The 18,274-nt window shown below is 68.3% G+C and carries 18 protein-coding genes and 3 pseudogenes; 13 read left to right on the forward strand and 8 right to left on the reverse strand.

Features of this window, described 5'->3' with window-relative positions; translation table 11 throughout:
- The first annotated feature begins 89 nt into the window (after positions 1-89).
- Positions 90-1,900, forward strand: a pseudogene (locus GJ629_RS17755) (L-aspartate oxidase).
- 32 nt (positions 1,901-1,932) lie between these two features.
- Here GJ629_RS17755 and GJ629_RS16640 read toward each other — a convergent pair.
- Entirely contained in the window at positions 1,933-2,058 is a 126-nt protein-coding gene (locus GJ629_RS16640) for an endonuclease Q family protein (protein WP_231754407.1), read from the reverse strand.
- A gap of 140 nt (positions 2,059-2,198) precedes the next feature.
- Here GJ629_RS16640 and GJ629_RS00840 point away from each other — a divergent pair, with 140 nt between their 5' ends.
- Together GJ629_RS00840 and GJ629_RS00845 are read left to right on the forward strand one after the other, a co-directional pair.
- Entirely contained in the window at positions 2,199-2,456 is a 258-nt protein-coding gene (locus tag GJ629_RS00840; protein WP_157511322.1) for a hypothetical protein, read from the forward strand.
- Positions 2,457-2,510: 54 nt separating this feature from the next.
- The gene (locus GJ629_RS00845) at positions 2,511-2,687 is read left to right on the forward strand and encodes a hypothetical protein (RefSeq protein ID WP_157511323.1); all 177 of its coding nucleotides are present in this window, start codon (positions 2,511-2,513) and stop codon (positions 2,685-2,687) included.
- 234 nt (positions 2,688-2,921) lie between these two features.
- Here the strand turns inward: GJ629_RS00845 and GJ629_RS00850 are convergent, their stop codons facing one another.
- Positions 2,922-3,197, reverse strand: a complete 276-nt coding sequence (locus GJ629_RS00850) for a winged helix DNA-binding protein (RefSeq protein WP_157511324.1) — start codon at positions 3,195-3,197, stop codon at positions 2,922-2,924.
- A 475-nt stretch (positions 3,198-3,672) separates the two neighbouring features.
- On the opposite strand from GJ629_RS00850, the gene GJ629_RS00855 reads away from it, so the two are divergent.
- Positions 3,673-3,888: a hypothetical protein gene (locus tag GJ629_RS00855; RefSeq protein WP_157511325.1), complete on the forward strand. Its 216-nt coding sequence runs from the start codon at positions 3,673-3,675 to the stop codon at positions 3,886-3,888.
- 3 nt (positions 3,889-3,891) lie between these two features.
- Here GJ629_RS00855 and GJ629_RS00860 read toward each other — a convergent pair whose 3' ends face one another.
- From GJ629_RS00860 to GJ629_RS00885, 6 genes are all read right to left on the reverse strand, one after another.
- A complete protein-coding gene (locus GJ629_RS00860) occupies positions 3,892-4,443 on the reverse strand; it encodes a hypothetical protein (protein ID WP_157511326.1) in 552 nt (183 codons plus the stop codon).
- 134 nt (positions 4,444-4,577) lie between these two features.
- Entirely contained in the window at positions 4,578-5,210 is a 633-nt protein-coding gene (locus GJ629_RS00865; protein WP_157511327.1) for a hypothetical protein, read from the reverse strand.
- Between the two features lie 379 nt (positions 5,211-5,589).
- Positions 5,590-6,516, reverse strand: a complete 927-nt coding sequence (locus GJ629_RS00870) for an NAD-dependent epimerase/dehydratase family protein (protein WP_157511328.1) — start codon at positions 6,514-6,516, stop codon at positions 5,590-5,592.
- Positions 6,513-7,424 (reverse strand): DUF1616 domain-containing protein, encoded by a 912-nt coding sequence (locus GJ629_RS00875; protein WP_157511329.1) that lies wholly within the window; start codon positions 7,422-7,424, stop codon positions 6,513-6,515. Before GJ629_RS00875 ends, GJ629_RS00870 begins: the two co-directional genes overlap by 4 nt.
- Positions 7,421-9,394, reverse strand: coding sequence for a hypothetical protein (locus GJ629_RS00880; RefSeq protein WP_197428355.1), 1,974 nt, complete (start codon positions 9,392-9,394; stop codon positions 7,421-7,423). Before GJ629_RS00880 ends, GJ629_RS00875 begins: the two co-directional genes overlap by 4 nt.
- A 130-nt stretch (positions 9,395-9,524) precedes the next feature.
- A complete protein-coding gene (locus GJ629_RS00885; protein ID WP_370515738.1) occupies positions 9,525-10,544 on the reverse strand; it encodes a glycosyltransferase in 1,020 nt (339 codons plus the stop codon).
- 155 nt (positions 10,545-10,699) lie between these two features.
- Between GJ629_RS00885 and GJ629_RS00890 the strand changes: the two genes are divergently transcribed.
- The 9 genes and pseudogenes from GJ629_RS00890 to GJ629_RS00930 form a co-directional block, all read left to right on the forward strand.
- Positions 10,700-11,935: a sulfatase-like hydrolase/transferase gene (locus tag GJ629_RS00890; protein ID WP_255475189.1), complete on the forward strand. Its 1,236-nt coding sequence runs from the start codon at positions 10,700-10,702 to the stop codon at positions 11,933-11,935.
- Positions 11,936-12,055: 120 nt separating this feature from the next.
- The gene (locus GJ629_RS00895) at positions 12,056-12,640 is read left to right on the forward strand and encodes an acyltransferase (RefSeq protein WP_157511332.1); all 585 of its coding nucleotides are present in this window, start codon (positions 12,056-12,058) and stop codon (positions 12,638-12,640) included.
- Positions 12,637-13,727 (forward strand): annotated as a pseudogene (locus tag GJ629_RS00900) (DegT/DnrJ/EryC1/StrS family aminotransferase). Before GJ629_RS00895 ends, GJ629_RS00900 begins: the two are co-directional and overlap by 4 nt.
- A gap of 56 nt (positions 13,728-13,783) precedes the next feature.
- The gene (locus GJ629_RS00905; protein WP_157511333.1) at positions 13,784-14,368 is read left to right on the forward strand and encodes a metal-dependent hydrolase; all 585 of its coding nucleotides are present in this window, start codon (positions 13,784-13,786) and stop codon (positions 14,366-14,368) included.
- Positions 14,369-14,435: 67 nt separating this feature from the next.
- A complete protein-coding gene (locus tag GJ629_RS00910; RefSeq protein ID WP_157511334.1) occupies positions 14,436-15,164 on the forward strand; it encodes a hypothetical protein in 729 nt (242 codons plus the stop codon).
- Positions 15,157-16,284: a glycosyltransferase family 2 protein gene (locus tag GJ629_RS00915; protein WP_157511335.1), complete on the forward strand. Its 1,128-nt coding sequence runs from the start codon at positions 15,157-15,159 to the stop codon at positions 16,282-16,284. Before GJ629_RS00910 ends, GJ629_RS00915 begins: the two co-directional genes overlap by 8 nt.
- A 130-nt stretch (positions 16,285-16,414) precedes the next feature.
- Positions 16,415-17,217, forward strand: a pseudogene (locus GJ629_RS17760) (ATP-grasp domain-containing protein); the annotation flags it as partial.
- A 39-nt stretch (positions 17,218-17,256) separates the two neighbouring features.
- Entirely contained in the window at positions 17,257-17,397 is a 141-nt protein-coding gene (locus GJ629_RS16655; protein WP_157511336.1) for a hypothetical protein, read from the forward strand.
- Positions 17,394-18,274, forward strand: an 881-nt coding sequence (locus GJ629_RS00930; RefSeq protein WP_157511337.1) for an HAD family hydrolase, incomplete at its 3' end; no start/stop codon positions are given. The genes GJ629_RS16655 and GJ629_RS00930, both read left to right, overlap by 4 nt.

Consider the following 18,274-nt stretch of genomic DNA (forward strand, 5'->3'; position numbering starts at 1 on the left):
TGAGGCGATACACGCACCCTCGGGGCCATTTCTACAGCTACTTAACCGCCCTCACGCCCGGTTAAGTCACTCCGGGCACAATATTGAGTATGAGTTCACTTCCCCCTGAGAGTGGCGCGTCCCCCCTCGACCCGGACGACTACGAGACCCTCTCGCCGCGGGTACTGGTCGTCGGGGCCGGGGCCGCGGGCGCACGGGCCGCCATCGAACTGGCCGAACAGGGCGTCGACCCCTCGGAGCTGTTGGTCATCGGCAAACGCGGACACGGTGACGCCCACACGACGTGGGCGCGGGGCGGCATCAACGGCGCACTGGGCACCCACGACCCGGAGGACGACTGGACGGTCCACGCGGCGGACACGCTCAACGAGGGGCATCACATCAACGACCCCGACCTCGTCGAGACGGTGACCAAGCAGATGCCCGACCGACTCCGGGAACTCGACGAGTGGGGGATGCCGTACAGTCGGACCGAAGACGGCGACATCGACCAGCGGTACTTCGGCGCCCAGTCGTTTCGTCGGACCGCCTTCGCGGGCGACCACACGGGCGAGTCGCTTTTGGACACGCTCGTCGACCGCGCCCAGTCGCTGTCGATTCCGTACCGCGAGAACCTCTACGTGACCCGCCTTCTCACCGAGGACGGGCGCGTCCACGGGGCCGTCGGCGTCGACCTCGACACCGGCGAGCCGGTACGCGTCGCCGCCGACGTGGTCGTGTTGGCCGCCGGCGGCTACACGAGCCTCTACGAACGGCACTCCTCCCGGGACGACGAGAACACCGCCGACGGTCCCGGGCTAGCCTATCAGGCCGGCGCACGGCTGATGGACGTCGAGTTCGTCCAGTTCCACCCGACCGGGATGGTCGGCGACCGCTACGGCGAGGAGTGGGACGGTCGCCTCGTCACCGAGGCCGTCCGCGGCGAGGGCGCCGGCTCTACACCGCCGGCGAGGACGGCGAACTCGGCGAGCGGTTCATGGAGCGGTACTCGCCCGATCAGATGGAACTGGACGCCCGCGACGTGGTCGCACGCGCTATCGCGCGAGAGGTTTCGGAGGGCCGCGGGACCGAGAACGGCGGCGTCTACCTCGACATCTCTCATCGGGACCGGTCGTTCCTCGAAGAGCGCCTCCCGCGGATGGTCGAGCGGTTCGACGAGTTGGGCGTCGACATGGCCGAGCAACCGGTCGAAGTCGCCCCGACCGCCCACTACGGGATGGGCGGCGTCGTGGTCGACGAACACGGCGAGACGGACGTGCGGAACCTCTACGCCATCGGCGAGACGATGGCCGGGGTCCACGGCGCGAACCGTCTCGGGGGCAACTCCCTCGCCGAGACTGTCGCCTTCGGTAAGGTGACGGGTGCGGCTGTCGCGGACCGCCTCGCGGACGGTCCGGGCGCCGACGCCGACACCGTCGACCGCCTCGCCGGCCAGTCCCTCGCTGACACGATGGCCGTGGCGAACAGCGACGGCACGCACGACCCCGTCGCGTTGTTCGCGGAACTCAGAGCCGTGCTGTGGGACCACGCCGGGCTGCTCCGGGAGGAGTCCTCGCTGCAAACGGGTCTGGAACGGGTCGCGTCGATACGGGACCGGGCGGCCGACGTCGCCGTCGGTGGCCCCACTAGCGAGTCCTTCGAGTTCGCGATGAACCTCGGGTTCGCCCTCGACGTGGCCGAAGCGATACTCCGCGGCGCCCGAAAACGGACCGAGTCCCGCGGCGCACACGCCAGAACGGACGCCACGGAGACGGACCCGTCGTGGCGGCGGAACATCGTCGTCGAGCGGGACAGCGTCGGCGGGATGGCGCTCTCGACGCGGCCCGTCGACGACCCGAGCTCCGAGGTCCAACAGGCGCTCGACGCCGGCTACGAACTCGACTACCATCAGCTAGAGTAACGACGGTGACCGTCGTCCCGCCACGACTGACCTCAGAGCCGCTCGCCACAGGACGGACACGTCGGCCCGTCTTCGCCCGTCTCGGGGACGACGCTGATTCCGCAGTTCTCACACCACCGTCGGGACGCCGCGTCCGCTTCCGGCGTGTCGTGTGTCATTGTACCACAGTGTTCTATCGCGCCGGTGAAGAATGTCCGGGACGGCACGGTATGTATCAAGTAGTTACCGGGTTCGTACCGTTTGTCCACGTTCTGAATAGAATCACGGCGCTTTTGAGGGTCTAGCCATTTCTGAGCGTATGTCCGAACACGCGGAAGAATCGCTACTTGTGACATACTCGGTGGAGGGGTCCGAGCCGATTAGCGAGGCTATCGTCGACGCGTTTCTCGCCGCGCAGATCGACGTGTTCGAGCGGGAACAGCGGCTACAAGAGCAGATATCGACCGACGCGATCGAGGGGTTCGACTGGGGGTCGAACCGGTCGCTGCAGCTCCGCTGTGAACTGTGGGGCCACCGTGTCGTCGTGACGCCGGACGCGATAGCCATCTACGACTAGCCGGACACCGTAGCCGCGTTATAACAATGTCACACACAGCGGTAGCAGTACCGGATGTACGTCGAACCAGCATACGAGGGACTGCGGAACGTCGACGCTGCGGTCGTCGAGTACGAGGACGCCCCCGACGAGTGTACCATCTACGCCACCGACGCCGACGCTGACTGCCGGACGACGACGTGGCTCTCGGCACAGGAGGGCTCGTACTGCGCGGCGCGGGCGATGCGGTGACCGGTAGCGTGTGGCGCCGTCAGCGACCGATAGCCCCGCTGTAAGGTGTGATTACTTTAGCGTATGGTAGCCTTCTGCCTGTGTATGGACGGAACCCTGTCCGAAAGTGAGAAGCAACGCATGGCCGAGTTCGCGGCGACACCCACCTACGAGCGTGACCCGGAGATGCTGTTGCCCGACGCCGACGACTGATTCCGGACGAACACCGACAGCAGACGCGACGCCGTTCCCCGATCAGACGAGGTTCTCGGACTCGATGGTCTCCCAGACCGTTCGGCCCTCCTCGGTGATGCCGTAGATGCGCCCTTTCTTGCGCTCCTCCGGGACGAGCAGGTCGACGAGCCCGCGCTCCCGGAGTTCCTGTAGCGCCCGGGAGATGTGTGAGACGGTGCAGTCGGTGTCGCCGGCGATGGTCGATGGCGGCGCGGCCGACTCGTCGAGCCGCTGTAACACCAGTACGCGGTACTTCGAACTGACGACGTAGCCGACGATACCCCAGTCGGAGCTCATCGGGACCTCGCGTGGGCGAGCGCCGGGGCTATCGCCGGTCCCCGTGTCGCTTCGCATATGCTGTTGTGTATCATAGGGTCTGCTCCGGTCGGGTCCACGGACGGAACAGGACCGGTCGTTGTCACCGCTTGGTAACCGGGATACTCAGGTATACGGCACTTACCCCTCGAAGGGTGTCTCGGCGGGTCGTTCGGCCGGGTACTGGTGGCACCGACCCGACACAGTCGCCGACGACAGCGTGGAAGGCGGACCATACTGCCGGTAGCGGGTTACTTCGGTACTCCGTGACACGGTATGATATGACACGTAACAACGTGGTAGAGAACGGGACACGAACCGGCAAGAAGTGTTAATAATCGTAGCAATAGCCTACTACTATGGACCAGTGGTCAGGACGGGCTGTGAGCGAACGACGGGATCAGCGTGCGTATCGGGACGGACAATCCGGTGTAGCCCCTTCCCCGGGGTGGCACCGATGAGCCAATCGCTCCGGGAGACGTGGGAGGCCGTCCCGAACGATCCGGACCCGGAGGCGGACCTCGGGTACGAGTCCGTCCCGCTCACGCTGATCGACGTCCAGGAGGGCGAGGAGAAGTACGTCCTCCTCCCGCGGGAGGAAGACCACCTGACCGACTCGGAGTTCATCATCGCGGACACCGACAGCGTCCAGTCGCTGTCCGACCGGCGCTGAGCCTCATCGGTCGTACTGGCTCAGTTCGAAGGGGACCGAATCGTCCTGTCGGCGCAAGAAGAGTTGTACCGTGGCCGAGACGGCGAACATCGCGAGCGTCCCGATGCCGAGCCACAGCAGCGACGCCGACTCGAGCACCGGCGCTCCGGCCGCCGAGAGCGAGAGCAACACCCCACCGACGATAGTGAGGGCGAGATAGTGAAACCGCCACGGATAGGTGACCTGCTCGCCGCTGGTGAGGTACCGGTCGATGTTGTTCGTCCGGTCGGTGAGTCTGACGGTCCCGGCGTCTTTGTCGTACTCGATGGCGTTCATCTGTGCCATCTTCGGGAGATGTGTCTGATAGAGCGAGACGTACACCCGCTTGCGTTGCTGGCTCGTCAGGTCCTCGACGGGCACGCCGTTCTCCATAGACGCTATCTCCCCGGCGAGCTCCGTCACGTCGGCGGTGCCACCGGTCCGCCTGAGGTAGTACAACACCATCCGACGGCGGTGGTTGCTGAGTATCTCGAAGATGTCGTCGGGCGTCAGCTCTTCCGAATCTGGGGCGCTCATCGTCACAAGGGTACGTCCCGTAGCCGGGCCCGTTCGGTCGATTGCATACCCGTACAGAACGCTGAACGATGTATTGTTATGGCCGGTGTTACCGACTAGTAGCACCGGCATACCGGAACTTGCCCCGCGAGTGTTCACGAACGAACCGACTCGACCACTGGCAGGAGCGGCAAGCCCGACAGGACGCCGAGCACGGCGGCCGTCCCGACGACGGCCGGTGGCGTCGACCCCACTGCCGCGAGGAGTGCGAGCGACCCGATTGCTAACACCGAGAGGACGCTGATGTACGTGTGGTACTGTGACCAGCGCGCTTCGCTCTCCGCGTCGTCGTCCGGCAGGTAGTGTTCGAACGTCTCGCTGTTGTCGCCCGGTGCGATCTTGCCGCGGGGTTTGTTGTACGCTATCGCGTCTACGTCGTCCATCTTCGGGAGGTGACACTGGTAGAGGCCGACGTACACCCGCTTTCGCTCGCTGGAGGTGATCTCGCTGACCTCCTTGTCACACTCCCAAGCGGCGATCTGTTCGGCGAGTTCCCCCAACCGAACCTCCTCTCCTGCGGTCTGCATGTACCGCAGGACCGACCGCCGCCGCTGGTTCTTCAGAATCTCGAATATCTGGTCGATACTGATCGAGTGCGCCCCGACAGCCGATTCGTCGACTCCCCGATGGCCGTCACTACTGCCGTCGGTAGTCGCTGATTCCCCCGTACTCCCGGTGGAACCCGTCTCTACAGTACTACCCGCGTCACTGGTGCGTCCGTTTATCATATTCTCTCTCCCCAGTCTGATACGAGGTCCCTACGCTCAGTAGGAACCATACGCTACCACGAACCAGTGCCTACTACGTAAATGTACACTATTTTAACATCTCTGTCTGTTTTGAGTAACTGGGTCACACATAAAAACTCTGCCGCGGGATTTTCCGACCGCACTGCACTTATTCTCCCGTATCACGCCGAAAAACGGCTACCACTGCCAAACGTGATCGCTGTCGAGCGGTCACGATGGCTCAAAAAGGGGGTGGGGTCAGGTAGAGGGACCGGACGGTGGTGGGTGTGGGCAGCGTCCGCGCCCCCGTTTCCCTATCGGGGCGACAGCGGCATTGTTATGGGGCGGTTTCGTCGGTTTCGAGGCAGTGTGTCCGCCCTCACAACCCCGGGACCGTCGGGAGGCCGTCGCCGAGGGCCACGGTCGCCTCGAAGCCGAGACGCTCGCGTGCGGCAGTCGTGTCGGCTCGGCTGTGCCGGATGTCGCCGGGCCGGCCATCGACGTTGCGTATCGGCGAGTCCGAGTCCGCGGCCGTCCGGATTAACTCGGCCAGTTCGTCGATGCGGACGGTGTCGCCGGTACCGACGTTGTAGGCTTCCCCGACGGCGTCGGTGGTCGCCGCGCGGAGGTTCGCCCGCACGATGTCCTCGACGTGGACGAAATCCCGTGTCTGGCCCCCGTCGCCGTTGACGGTGATGGGGTCGCCCGCGAGCGCTTGCTCGACGAACGTGCTGATGACGGCGCTGTAGTCGCCGCCGGCCTGTCGCGGCCCGTAGGCGTTGAAATACCGGAGCGCGACCGTCGGGAGGTCGTACAACTCGGCGTACAGGCGGACGTACTGGTCGGCGGTGAGCTTGCTGATCCCGTACGGCGAGGTGGGCTCCGTCGGGTGGTCCTCCGGTATCGGGACGTACTCCGGGTGGCCGTAGACGGCGGCGCTGGAAGCGATCACCACGCGCGCGTCCTCGCGGCGCGCGTCCTCGAGGAGGGCGAGCGTCGCGTCGGCGTTCGTCCGGTTGGTCTCGACGGGCGCGTCGACGGAGTGGGAGACGCTGACGACGGCCGCCTCGTGGAAGACCACGTCGGCGTCTGCCATCGCGCTCGCCCGGTCGGCGTCGTCGGTCACGTCGCCGACTCGCAGCGTCGCGCCCTCGGGGACGTTCGCCCGGTCGCCCGACGAGAGGTCGTCGAGGACGGTGACGTCGTTGTCCGCGACCAGCGCATCGGCGATGTGGCTCCCGATGAACCCCGCGCCGCCGGTGACGAGGACGTTCTGCCCGGCGATGTCGTGGTCGATGTCGTTCATGCTCCGCCCTCCGTCCCGACCCACTGGCGGAGCGTCAGGTCGGCGCTGTGGGGCCCCGGACGGTCGGGCGGGCGCTCGGTGTAGACGAGATACCGCAGGCGGAGCCGTTCCCCGTCCATCTCGGGGTCGACGTCGGTGGCGAGGACGGTCGTCCGGCCGTCGCCGACGGTCACCTGCTCCTCGGTGACCGTTCGCGTCTCGGTGACGGTGCCGTTCTCGACGCGCTGTATCTGCCCGAGTACCGTGTAGGTCGTCTCCGCCCGTTCGTGGTTGGTGAGGCGGATATGCACCGTACTCGCCGTCCCGTTGTCGAGGGCGATTGGCCCGTCCACCCGCTTGTCGCCGTCGGGCCCGTCGACGAGCGTCGCCTCGGAGAACGACGCCCGGTCGCCCGTCGTCGGACCGGTGGCGGCCACCGCTCCGACCAGCGCGAGGGCGGCGAGGACGAGCGCGACGCTCTGGACGCCAGAGAGTCCGAGCCGTTCGGGGAGCGCGCGTACCGTCAGCGCCCGTGTCGGGTCCGCCCGGCGGTCGACTGGAAGCCGACGCCGGCGGTGGACCGCGACGCCGACACCGAGTACCGTCACCGTGCCGAGGGCGAGGACGACCGGGACGAGCGAGAGCACACCGAGTGCCGCGAGGGGCGTCCCGACGGCCCCGGCCACGAGGACGCTCCCAATCAGCGTCAGTGCCGCCCGGACGATCCACCCGGGCGCGTCGGGGTCGACGGCGGGCGTCGCGGGGAACAGCGCCGCGACGACGGCGTACCCGGGTGCGACGAGGACGAAGGGCACGCCGAGTGCCCACCCGACCCGCGCCGGCGAGGTCACGAGCAACACCGCGGCCCCGACGACGGCGAACGCGGCCACCGCGAGGAGGTCCCGGTCGAACAGTTCGGCGTCGGTCACGCGTCACCTCCCGCCGCCGGCGGCGTACAGACCACCACGTCGTCGTTGGCGTAGACGCTGTTGTACGAGGACGGACAGACGCTCGCGGCAACCGGTGGCGTCAGTTCGGTCAGCGGCGACTCCGACGCCCGGTGGAAGCTTATCGGGCCGGTCGACTGATACTGCCGATAGACGGCGGCGTCGGTCTCGGTGGGTCCGTCGGTCCCCAGACGGAGTATCGAGGCGTCGTAGCCGTATCCGCCGGCCCGCCTGAACAGGCTCACGTAGGGGTGGTCGGTACCGAGTTGTTCGTCCGCGGGCGCAGTCGCGCTGACGGTTTCGACGGCGGCTATCTCGGACTCGGTGAAGGAGAAGCGCTTGTGCTGGTCGTCGAAGGCCGGCGCGTCGAGCGTCGCCTTCTCCGCGACGACCATCGTCGTCGGGTAGCCGACGGCGACGAGGACGAACACCGCGAGCGTCAGCCGCGGCGGGAGCGTCCGGGCGAGGTGGAACAGACCGATGGCCCCGAGCAGCGCCAGCGAGACGTGGAGAAACGCGATCCAGCGGCCCGGCAACAGCGCCCGGACGCCGAACAGCGAGAGCCCGAACACGAGGACGAAAAGCGCCGCCGCGGCGACCAGATGCGTCGTCGACAGCGCCGAGGCCCCCTCGCTCCGGAGCATATAGATGCCGCCGACGACGGCGGCCCCCAGCAGTAGCGCGAACCCGACCAGTTCGACGTAGGGCAACACCGCCGGCACTAACCCCTCCGTGACGGGGCCGCCGATGCTCTCGGCGGCCTCCGGGCTCTCGCTGGCGAGGTTCAGGAACCCGGCGTTCTCGGCGACGACTTCCCGTAGCACCGCCAGTTCGCTCCAGAGGAATCGCCCGCCGGCGAACGGTGTCTGGGACCACGAGAGCAGCGTCGCCCCGAGGGTCACGACGAACACGCCGGTCACCGACAGCGTCGCCCGCGTGCCGACGCCCGTCCCGAAGCGGGTCCCGGTCGTCACCACGCCGGCCGCCGCGGCGATGGCGAGGACGACGAGCGTGATAACCGTCGACACTTGGTGAGTGAACACCACTGCGAGGCTGGCCACGCCGAGAAGGCCGACGACCCAGCGGTCGGCCCCGCCGGCGAACAGCCGCGTCAGCGCGTACAGCACCGCGAGGAAGAAGACGAGGCCGAGACTGGTCGGGATAAGGTGCATCCCCCAGCGGATGACCTGATCGGAGAACGCGACGAAGGCACTCGCAAGCAGCGCCCACCGCGCCGGCAGTAGGATTCGGCCCGTCGCGTAGACGAACAGTACCGACAGCGGGACCACCAGCCCGATGGTCAGGTAGATGCCGTCGCGGACGCCGCCGACGAGGAGCGTCCCGACGGCCCCGACGACGTGGTACAGCGGCGCGAGCAGGTACTTATCGCCCTCAAGCGGCACGAACGACCCCGAGGCGACGATGCCGTCGACGTAGACTGTCGCGTGGCTCCAGATGTCGATGCCGACGAACCCCGGCGTCGCGTACAGCGCCGACAGGCGGATGACGACGGCGGCGACGAGTATCTGCGCGAGGACGAGACCGGGTGCGATGCGCCGGTCGTCGACAAACAGTATCTGTGCCAGTATGGCGACGCCGATACTCCCGACGAGGAGGTATATCGGCCCGGTCCGGGTGCCGACGGCGTTCGTCGCGAGGACGAGGCCGGCCAGTCCCGCGAGCGTCACCGCCGGGAGGAAGCCGGCGACCATCCCCGGCAGCGACAGCGGCGTCCGGGTCGGTGTCGCCCCGCGCCAGGAGTCGGCATCGGGCGCGCGCCCGCGCTGTGTCAGCAGGTAGAGGCCGCCGCCGGCACCCACCGCGAGGGGGATGACGAGCAGAAACACCTGCGTCGCCAGCAGGCGGAGCCCGAGCGCGAGCACCGAGCCGACGACCAAAAGCGTCGCCAGCGAGACGTCGATGCGGTCGAGCGAGAGGCCGCTGTGGCTCATCGTTGCCAGTGGCGCCACTCGGTCGTCTGTCGGGCCGTAAGGGAGGATTTCGGGCCATAGCGGTCGGCTGTGAGCGTTGTGAGAGACACTGACCGGTGATACGGGCAAAACAGGGATTGTTATGTTCGGCCTACCGCCCGACGGACTCGTAGACGCCGGCGAGTCGCTCGCTCGTCCGGGAAAGCGAGAGCGACCGGACGTGGTCGCGGCCGTCGGAAGGTTCGCCGCGCCCTAAAACCGCCAGCAGGCCCTCGACCAGTTCGGCGTCGGTCCGACCGACCCGCGTTTGGGTGACGCCGTCGAGTCGCTCGGCCACGTCGCCCACGTCGGTACTGACGACGGGGCGGTTGCAGGCCAGCGCCTCCTTGACGGTGTTGGGCGACCCCTCGTGGCTCGACGTGATCAGCAGCGAGTCGGCGGCGTTCAGATACACCGGCATCATCTCGTGGGGGACGGCAGAGAGCGTCTGGAGGCGGACCGGCGTGTCCAGCCGCGACCGGACCGCCTCGACGACGGCCGCGGCGCGGGGGTAGTCTTTGACCGGCCGTTGTTTCGCGTACGGAAAGAGGACGTGCAGGGCGTCGTGGTCCCAGCCGACCCGCGCTCTGGAGTCGGCCGCCGGGAGCGGGCGAAACAGCGAGAGGTCGATACCGTGGGGGATGACGTGGGCGTCGACCGGTCCCAGCGCGTCGGCCATCTCCTCGGTCATCACGACGACGGCGTCGGCCCGGCGGGCACACCAGCGACTCACCGGTCCGTAGCGCCCGAAGAGGTCTGACCCCCACAACGAGAGGACGACCGGGCGGGTCGGTTGCGCGAGCGCGGCCGGGGCGGTCAGCCCGTAGTTCGCGTGGACGATGTCGTGGTCACCCAGACTGGCGCGCAGGACGCGCGGGTAGAATCGGAGGTAGTCCAGTACCGACCGGGAACTGCTCTCGTCGTCGGTCGTGGTGCGGTCGCGGGGACCGCGACCGTCTCCGTGGCGATTCCCCGGCGACCCAGCGCGGCGAGTTGCTGCTGGAAGAACTGCGCGTCCGGGTTCGTGACGAGGTTGAGTACCTGCATCGACTGACGACCCGACCGACGCCGCCGCGGCGGTTTGTAATGGTACTCCTACTCCACCGGTGGGCTCCGACTCGTTGCCTGTCACCGGGCCCGTTCACCCGTCGGATGGGACTCTCTAACAAAGACAGTCCGTAGCGTTGGCGACTGTATGCGCAGACACTCCCCCACACCCCGCCGTACGGACGACGGCGGCCAGCGAAACATCGTTCTCGTCTCTATCGACAGTCTCCGGGCCGACCACTGCGGGTACCTCGGCGACGACCGCGGACTCACTCCGGCGCTGGACCGGCTCGCGGCCGACGCGTCGGGTTCGAGTCGGCCGTCGCCCCCGGCCCGCAGACGTTCTCCTCGATGCCGGCCGCCTTCACCGGCCGCCATCGACCGACCGGTGACCTCGACGACTTCCCCGGGGAGAGCCACTGGCAGCGACGCCTCGCGGCCATCGACGACCATATGGACCGACACACGTCGCTGCCCGAACGCCTCGGCGACCGCGGCTACGCGACGGCCGGGTTCAGCCCCAACCCCTGGACCTCCACGGCGTCGGGGTTCGACCGCGGGTTCGACCACTTTCTCGACCTGAACGGCGGCGCGGACTCGGGGTGGCTACGCGCCGCCGCCGACCGCGTTCCCGGCATCGACGACTCGAGCAAACCGGTCCAACTGGTCCTGGATATGCTCACCGGCCGGTCGTTTTTCACCTCGTGGGAGGGGTACTACGACCGCATCCGGGCCGTCCGCGAACAGCTATCGGAGCCGTACTTCCTGTGGGTGTTCCTGCTCGACACCCACTACCCGTTCCTGCCGGGTCGGGCCCATCGGACCGAGCAGTCCCTGCGCGGGATGCTCACGAGCACTATCCGATCCGAGCGGGCGATGCGCGGGAACGCGGAGACGATGCCCGAGAGCGCCCGTGAGTCGATGGAGCGGAGCTACCGCGACTGCGTCCGGTCGGTCGACACCTTCCTCGACCGTCTGCGGTCCGATCTGGCCGGCGACGACCCCGCGTTCATCGTCCACTCCGATCACGGCGAGTCCTTCGGTGACCACGGCAACTACGGCCACCACCACCGGGAGCTGTACCGCGAGAACGTCCACGTCCCCTACGTCGTCGACGACGGGCGACGGAGCGCGGACGTCTCCGATCCGGTCTCGCTGGCCTCGATACCCGACGTGGCGCTCTCTATCGCCCGGGAGGGAACGTTCGACCCATCGGCGGTGACCACCGACGCCGCCGTCGCCACCAGCGAGTGTGGGACCAACCGCGCCATCAGGGACCGCTGGTTCAGCTACGTCGAACACGGGGACGAGCGGGCGCTGTACGCGCTCCCGGACGAGGAGACCAGCCGCCACCGCGACTACCCCGAGCGGTGTGCACAGAGCAGGGCACGGCTCGACCGCTTCGAGCGCCACCGCACGGAGACCGAACGTATCAAGCGGGCCACCACGGCGCTCGCTCGCCGCGGCGTCGTCTAAGGCGCTACATAACAATGTCCGCGAGCGGACTACTGGCGGGTGACACCGGCCGATAGCACGCGCCGGGAACGATACTATGACAGCACGATCACGACACCACTGCCAGCGGAGCCGAAACCGATGACCCGCGCCGCACTCGCCGACTCGGTCGACGTCGACCCGGGCGCGACCGTCGGCTACGAGTACGACCCCGACGCGAGCCCGACAATCGTCGGTCCCGACTCGCGCATCCGTCGCGGGACGACCGTCTACTGCGACGTGGAGTTGGGGGCCCGAACCGTGACCGGACACGACGCGCTCGTCCGCGAACACACGACCGTCGGCGACGACGCGGTCATCGGGACCAAGACGGTGCTCGACGGCCACGTGACGGTCGGCTCGGACGCGAGCATCCAGACCGGCGTCTACGTCCCGCCGGGGTCGGTCCTGGGCGACCGCGTCTTCCTCGGCCCGAACGCCGTCCTGACCAACGACGCCTATCCGCTCCGGATCGACAACGGACTGGAGGGGGCGAAACTGGCCGACGACGTCTCTATCGGCGCGAACGCGACCGTCCTGCCCGGCGTCGCCGTCGGCGAGGGGTCGTTCGTCGCCGCCGGGGCCGTCGTCACCGAGGACGTCCCGCCGAAGCATCTCGCCGTCGGCGTCCCGGCCGAGACCAGACCGCTGCCGGACCACCTCCGGGAGGGGAACGTCCTCGCATGATCGACATCGCTGACCCGCGCTTTGGCGAGGCCGAACAGGCGGCAGTGGCCGACGTACTGGAGAGCGGGATGGTCGCCGACGGCCCGGTCGTCCGGCAGTTCGAGTCCGAGTTCGCCGACTACTGTGAGGCCGACCACGCCGTGGCGACGGCCAACGGCACGGCGGCCCTCGTCACCGCCCTCGACGCCGTCGGCATCGGCGACGGCGACACGGTGGTCACGACGCCGTTCTCGTTCGTCGCCAGCGCCAACGCCATCCGGCTCGTCGGTGCCGAACCAGTCTTCGCCGACATCGACCCCGAGACGTACAACCTCGACCCCGACTTGGCGCGGGCGGCGGTCCGGGACCACGACGCCGACGCGATACTCGCGGTCCACCTCTACGGCCTCCCGGCCGATATGAGTGAACTCGCTGCCGTCGCCGACGAGGAGGGCGTCCGACTCGTCGAGGACGCCGCCCAAGCCCACGGCGCTCACTACGACGTACGCCCGTGGGTGCCATCGGCGACGCCGGGGCCTTCTCGTTTTACCCGACGAAGAACATGACCACCGGCGAGGGCGGGATGGTCGTCACCGACGACGAGACTGTCGCCGACCGGGCGGCGAGTTTCGTCAACCACGGGCGCACCGAGAGCGGGTCCTACGCCCACGAACGGGTCGGACACAACTTCCGGATGACCAGCATCGCGGCCGCCATCGGCCGCGTCCAGTTGCGGACGCTTCCGGAGTGGGTCGACGACCGACAGTACCACGCGGCGCTTTTGTCCTCAGCACTGGAGGACGTCCCCAGCGTCGAAGCGCCCACCGTCCCTGACGACCGCGAACACGCCTACCACCAGTTCACGGTCCGGTGTGAGGACCGGGCGGCCCTCCGGGACCAACTCGAGGCTGCGGGCATCGGGTCGTCGGTGTACTATCCGACGCCCATCCACCGCCTCGAAGCCTACGAGGGGTACGAGGCCCACGCGCCGGTCGCCGAGGCGGCCGCCGAATCTGTCCTCTCGCTGCCGGTCCACCCCGGGTTGCTCGCCGAGGAGGTGGACCACATCGCGGCGACCGTCCGAGCGGCCACCCCACAGATCCAGTGATCACCTCGAAATCCCGGTCGGGCGAGCGGCGAGTCCCGACCGCCGCGGTGCCGTAGATGTGGCCGTGGGAGCATCTGGGGGTCGGCTACCTCCTCTACTCGCTGGGGTGTCGGGCGCTCGGGCGCGACCCGCCGAGCGACGCCGAGGCGACGGTCCTCGCCTGCTCGGTCCTCCTGCCCGACCTGATAGACAAGCCGCTGTCGTGGGGGCTGGGCTGGGTCACCGGCGGCTACACCGTCGGCCACTCGCTGGTACTCGCCGTCCCCGCCGGCCTCGGCGCCCTGACCGTGGCCCGCCGCCGCGGGGCCCCCCGCCTCGGTGTCGCGGCCGTCGTCGGCTACTGGTCACACCTCCTCGGTGACGTCGTGAGCCCGCTCCGATCCGGGGGGCAGCTGGGGTTCCGGCGCGTCGGGTGGCCGTTCGTCGAGCGTATCCCCTACACGTCCGACCGGGGGCTAGAGCGCGGTGTCGAGTACCTCCGGGCGTTCCTGTCCGAGATTCCGTCGACTGATCCGTTGTCGTTCGTCCTCCTCTACCTGCTCGCCCCGGGTGTCGTGGTCGCCGTCTGGGTCGCCGACGGCGCGCCGGGGGTGGCGGTGCCCGGACGACTACTCGCGGTGCTCCAGAAGCGCCGGGCGTGACAGGCGGCTCCTACCGCCTGGGTAGGCGCACGATTACTAACGGTTTCGTGGCCGCTGTCTCGACCGTATGGACGAACGACCGATCCAGACCCCCTCAAGCGTCGCGTTCACGTACGACTGGTACCGTTCGTGGCTCGACCGCATCGAGGCGGCCGGCTACGAGTTCCAGACGTTTCCGAACGGCGCCGACGACGGGGAGGTACTGCTCAGACACGACGTCGACCTCTCGCTTGCGTCGGCGCTGACGATGGCTCGCATCGAGGCCGAGCGCGGCGTCGAGGCGACCTACTGCATCCTGCTCACGTCGCCGCTGTACAACCCCTTAGAGCGGGCCCACCGCGACAAGATTCGGGCGATATCGTCGATGGGCCACGACATCGCACTGCACTTCAGCACCCACGAGTACTGGGACGCCAGCGAGAACGCCGCGCGGTCGTCGGTCGCTGACCGCGTCGCCGCCGAACGGGACGTCCTCGGGACTATCCTGCCGGACCCGCCCGAAACCGTCTCCTTTCACATCCCGCCGTCGTGGGTCCTCGGCCGCACGTTCGAGGAGTTCGAGAGCACCTACCGGGCGGCACACTTTTCGGACATCGAGTACGTCGCCGATTCCGGCCAGCGCTGGCGCGAGGAACCGCCGTCGCTACCATCCGACGTCGGCCCGATACAGATTCTCACCCACCCCGGACTGTGGGGCGAGGACGACACCGACTTCGGGACCTGCGTCGACGAGAGCGTCTCCGGGGCCTGCCAGCACGCCAGCGAGAAGGCGACACGGGAGTTCCTCGATGTATAGAGACCACACCGTCGCGGCCGTCGTCCCCGCGTACAACGAGTCGGGGTTCGTCGGATCGGTCGTCGAAGGCCTGCCCGACTTCCTCGACCGGGCGTACGTCGTCGACGACGGCAGCACGGACGACACGTGGGAAGAGATCACACGACACGCCGCCGAGCGCAACGACTCTCACGACGGCACCTTCGAGGAACTGGTCGTCCCGATACGCCACGACCACAACCGCGGGGTCGGCGGCGCAATCAAGACGGGCTACCAGCGCGCCCGCGAGGAGGCCATCGACGTGACCGTCGTCCTCGGCGGCGACGACCAGATGGACCCCCGACAGCTCACCCGGTACATCGACCCCATCGTCGACGGCGAGGCCGGATACGCCAAGGGCAACCGCTTCGCCCGCCCCGAGGACCGGGCGGCGATGCCCCGGTTTCGCCTGTTCGGCAACGTCGTCCTCTCGTATCTGACGAAGGTCGCCAGCGGCTACTGGGGGTCGATGGACTCCCAGAACGGCTACACGGCCATCTCACTTGACGCCCTAGAGCGGACCGATATCGAGGGGATGTACGAGTACTACGGCTACTGTAACGACCTGCTCGTGCGACTCAACGTCGCGTCGGTCACCGTCGCCGACGTGCCCCGGTCCTCGGAGTACGCCTACAGCGAGGGCTGGAAGAGCCACATCGACTACCGGGAGTACGTTCCTCGGGTGTCGCTGATGCTGGCCCGGAGCTTCCGCTGGCGGCTGACCGAGAAGTACGTCTTGGAGGAGTACAATCCGATAGCGACGCTCTACGGGGTCGGAACCGGCGTCGCCGCCGCCGGCACTGCGGGGCTGGTCCGCTCGTTGCGCCGCCGCGAGACCGACACCGGATCGTGGTTCCTTTCGGTCGTTCTCGGCTTGCTCGTCCTCCTCTACGCCACCGTACTGGACCGCGAGGACAACGACCACCTCGACGTCGACGTCGACGCCGAGACCGAGGCTGCGGCCGAGGCGCCCGAGGCGGAACAGCAACAGCAGGTCCCGGCGGGCCCGCCCCGCTGGACCAACGGCCGGGAGATAGAGGCCGACGGCGGGCCCGTGTCGCCTGACGGCAAGTGGACCGCTGAGGGAGGCACCGATGAGTGATGTCCAGTCCGGGTTCGGCGGCGACGAACTGACCGTGTTGATGACCGGTGCCGGCGCTCCCGGCGCGTGGGGCATCGTTCGGAGCCTTCGGGCGATGGATGGCCCCGAGATCCACATCGTCGGCGTCGATATGGACCCCGACGCTTACGGGTTCGCCCTCGTCGACGAGGGGTACCGGGTGCCGGCGGGCACGGACGAGGGGTTCGTCTCCGGCATCGCCGACATCGTCACCGGGACCGGCACCGACGTTGTCCTCCCGTTGACGACCGACGAACTCCAGCCGCTGGCCGAGAACCGGGGGGAGATACCCGCGACGGTGATGGTCTCGCCGGCGGACGCGCTGTCGGTCGCAAACGACAAGGCCGCGCTGTACGGCTTCCTCGAGGAGAACGGTTTCGACGCCGCGCCGGCGTTCCGCCGCGTCGACACGATGGCCGCTTTCGAGTCGGCCGTCGAGGACCTCGGCTACCCGGAGACGCCGGTCTGTTTCAAGCCGACGGTCGGGAGTGGCGGCCGCGGCTTCCGCGTGCTCGACGCCGACGCCGACAGGCTGACAGGGTTGCTGGAGGAGAAACCGGGCGACCCGGTCACGACGCTCGCGGACGTCCGGCCGGTACTGTCCGGGGCCGACTCGTTCCCGGAACTGGTCGTCATGGAGTATCTCCCCGGCGAGGAGTACAGCGTCGACGTGGTCGCGACGGGCGAGACGACCGGCCCAGTCGTCCCCCGGACGCGGTCACAGACGCGCGCCGGCATCACCTTCCGGGGCGTCGTCGAACGAAACGAGGAACTCATCGAGGCCGCGGCCGACATCTGTACGGGGCTGGGGCTCGAGTACAACATCAACCTCCAGTCAGGTACGGCGCCGACGGGACGCCGAAACTCATCGAGATCAACCCCCGGGTGTCCGGCACTATCGTCATGTGCGTCGGCGCCGGTGCGAATATGCCGGCGCTCGGGCTTCGACACGCGTTGGACCAGCCACTTCCCGACGTCGACGTCCAGTGGGGGTCGACGATGGCGCGCTACTGGAACGAGGTGTTCCGGACGCCGAACGGCGAGACGTTCCACGTCACCGGCGAGCGGACCGTTCCGTCGGAACTACAGCGATGAGCGACGGGGGTGTCGCGGCGGTCTGTTTCGACCTCGACGACACGCTGTACCCCTACCGGGCCTACGCCGCGAGCGGCCTCCTCGCTGCGGCCGACCGCCTCGAGGCCGAGACCGGACAGTCCCACCACGAGCGGTTGCTGGCGCTGTACTTCGAGGAGGGCGTCACCGACGGAACCTTCGACACACTGCTCGCCAGGGCCGACCTCCCGGCCGAACTGGCTCCCGAACTGGTCGAGGCCTTCCACGCTGCGACGACCGCGCTGTCGCCGTATCCGGACGCAGTCGCGGTGTTGTCGACGCTGTCGTCGTCCCGGCCGCTGGGGCTGATCACCGACGGGCGCGGCGGCCACGCGAAACTCGACCGACTCGACATCCGACACTTCTTCGACGCCGTCCTCGTCACGCCCCGGATAGACGCCTCCAAGCGTGACCCCGCCGTGTTCGAGACGGTGGGCGAGCGGCTCTCGGTCCCGCTCTCGGCGACGGCCTACGTCGGCGACGACCCGCGGTTCGACAGCCCCGTCCCCAACGCCCTCGGGATGACGACGGTCCGGGTGCGTCGGGGCCGATACACCGACCGCGAACCCGCTTCCGACGCCGCCGGCCCGACTACGAGATCGAGTCCCTCGACGAACTGCCGGCGGTGCTCGGACTCGCCGGGGACTGACGAGAAAATAGAGGGCAGCGAAGCGCGCTACGGCGAGGATCAAGAGCCGTGGCCGACCCACGGGAGGCCGAGGCGGTCGAGCAGCGCCAGCGCGGACGCCACGCCCGCGTCGGTCGCTCGCAGGGTCACGCGCGCTGCTATCGCCGCGCCGATGCGGTCGCCGGGCCTGTCGGCGCCGGCGTCGACCCACGTCGCGTCGACGCTGTCGGC

This window comes from Halapricum sp. CBA1109 (assembly GCF_009741825.1).
Lineage (GTDB): Archaea > Halobacteriota > Halobacteria > Halobacteriales > Haloarculaceae > Halapricum.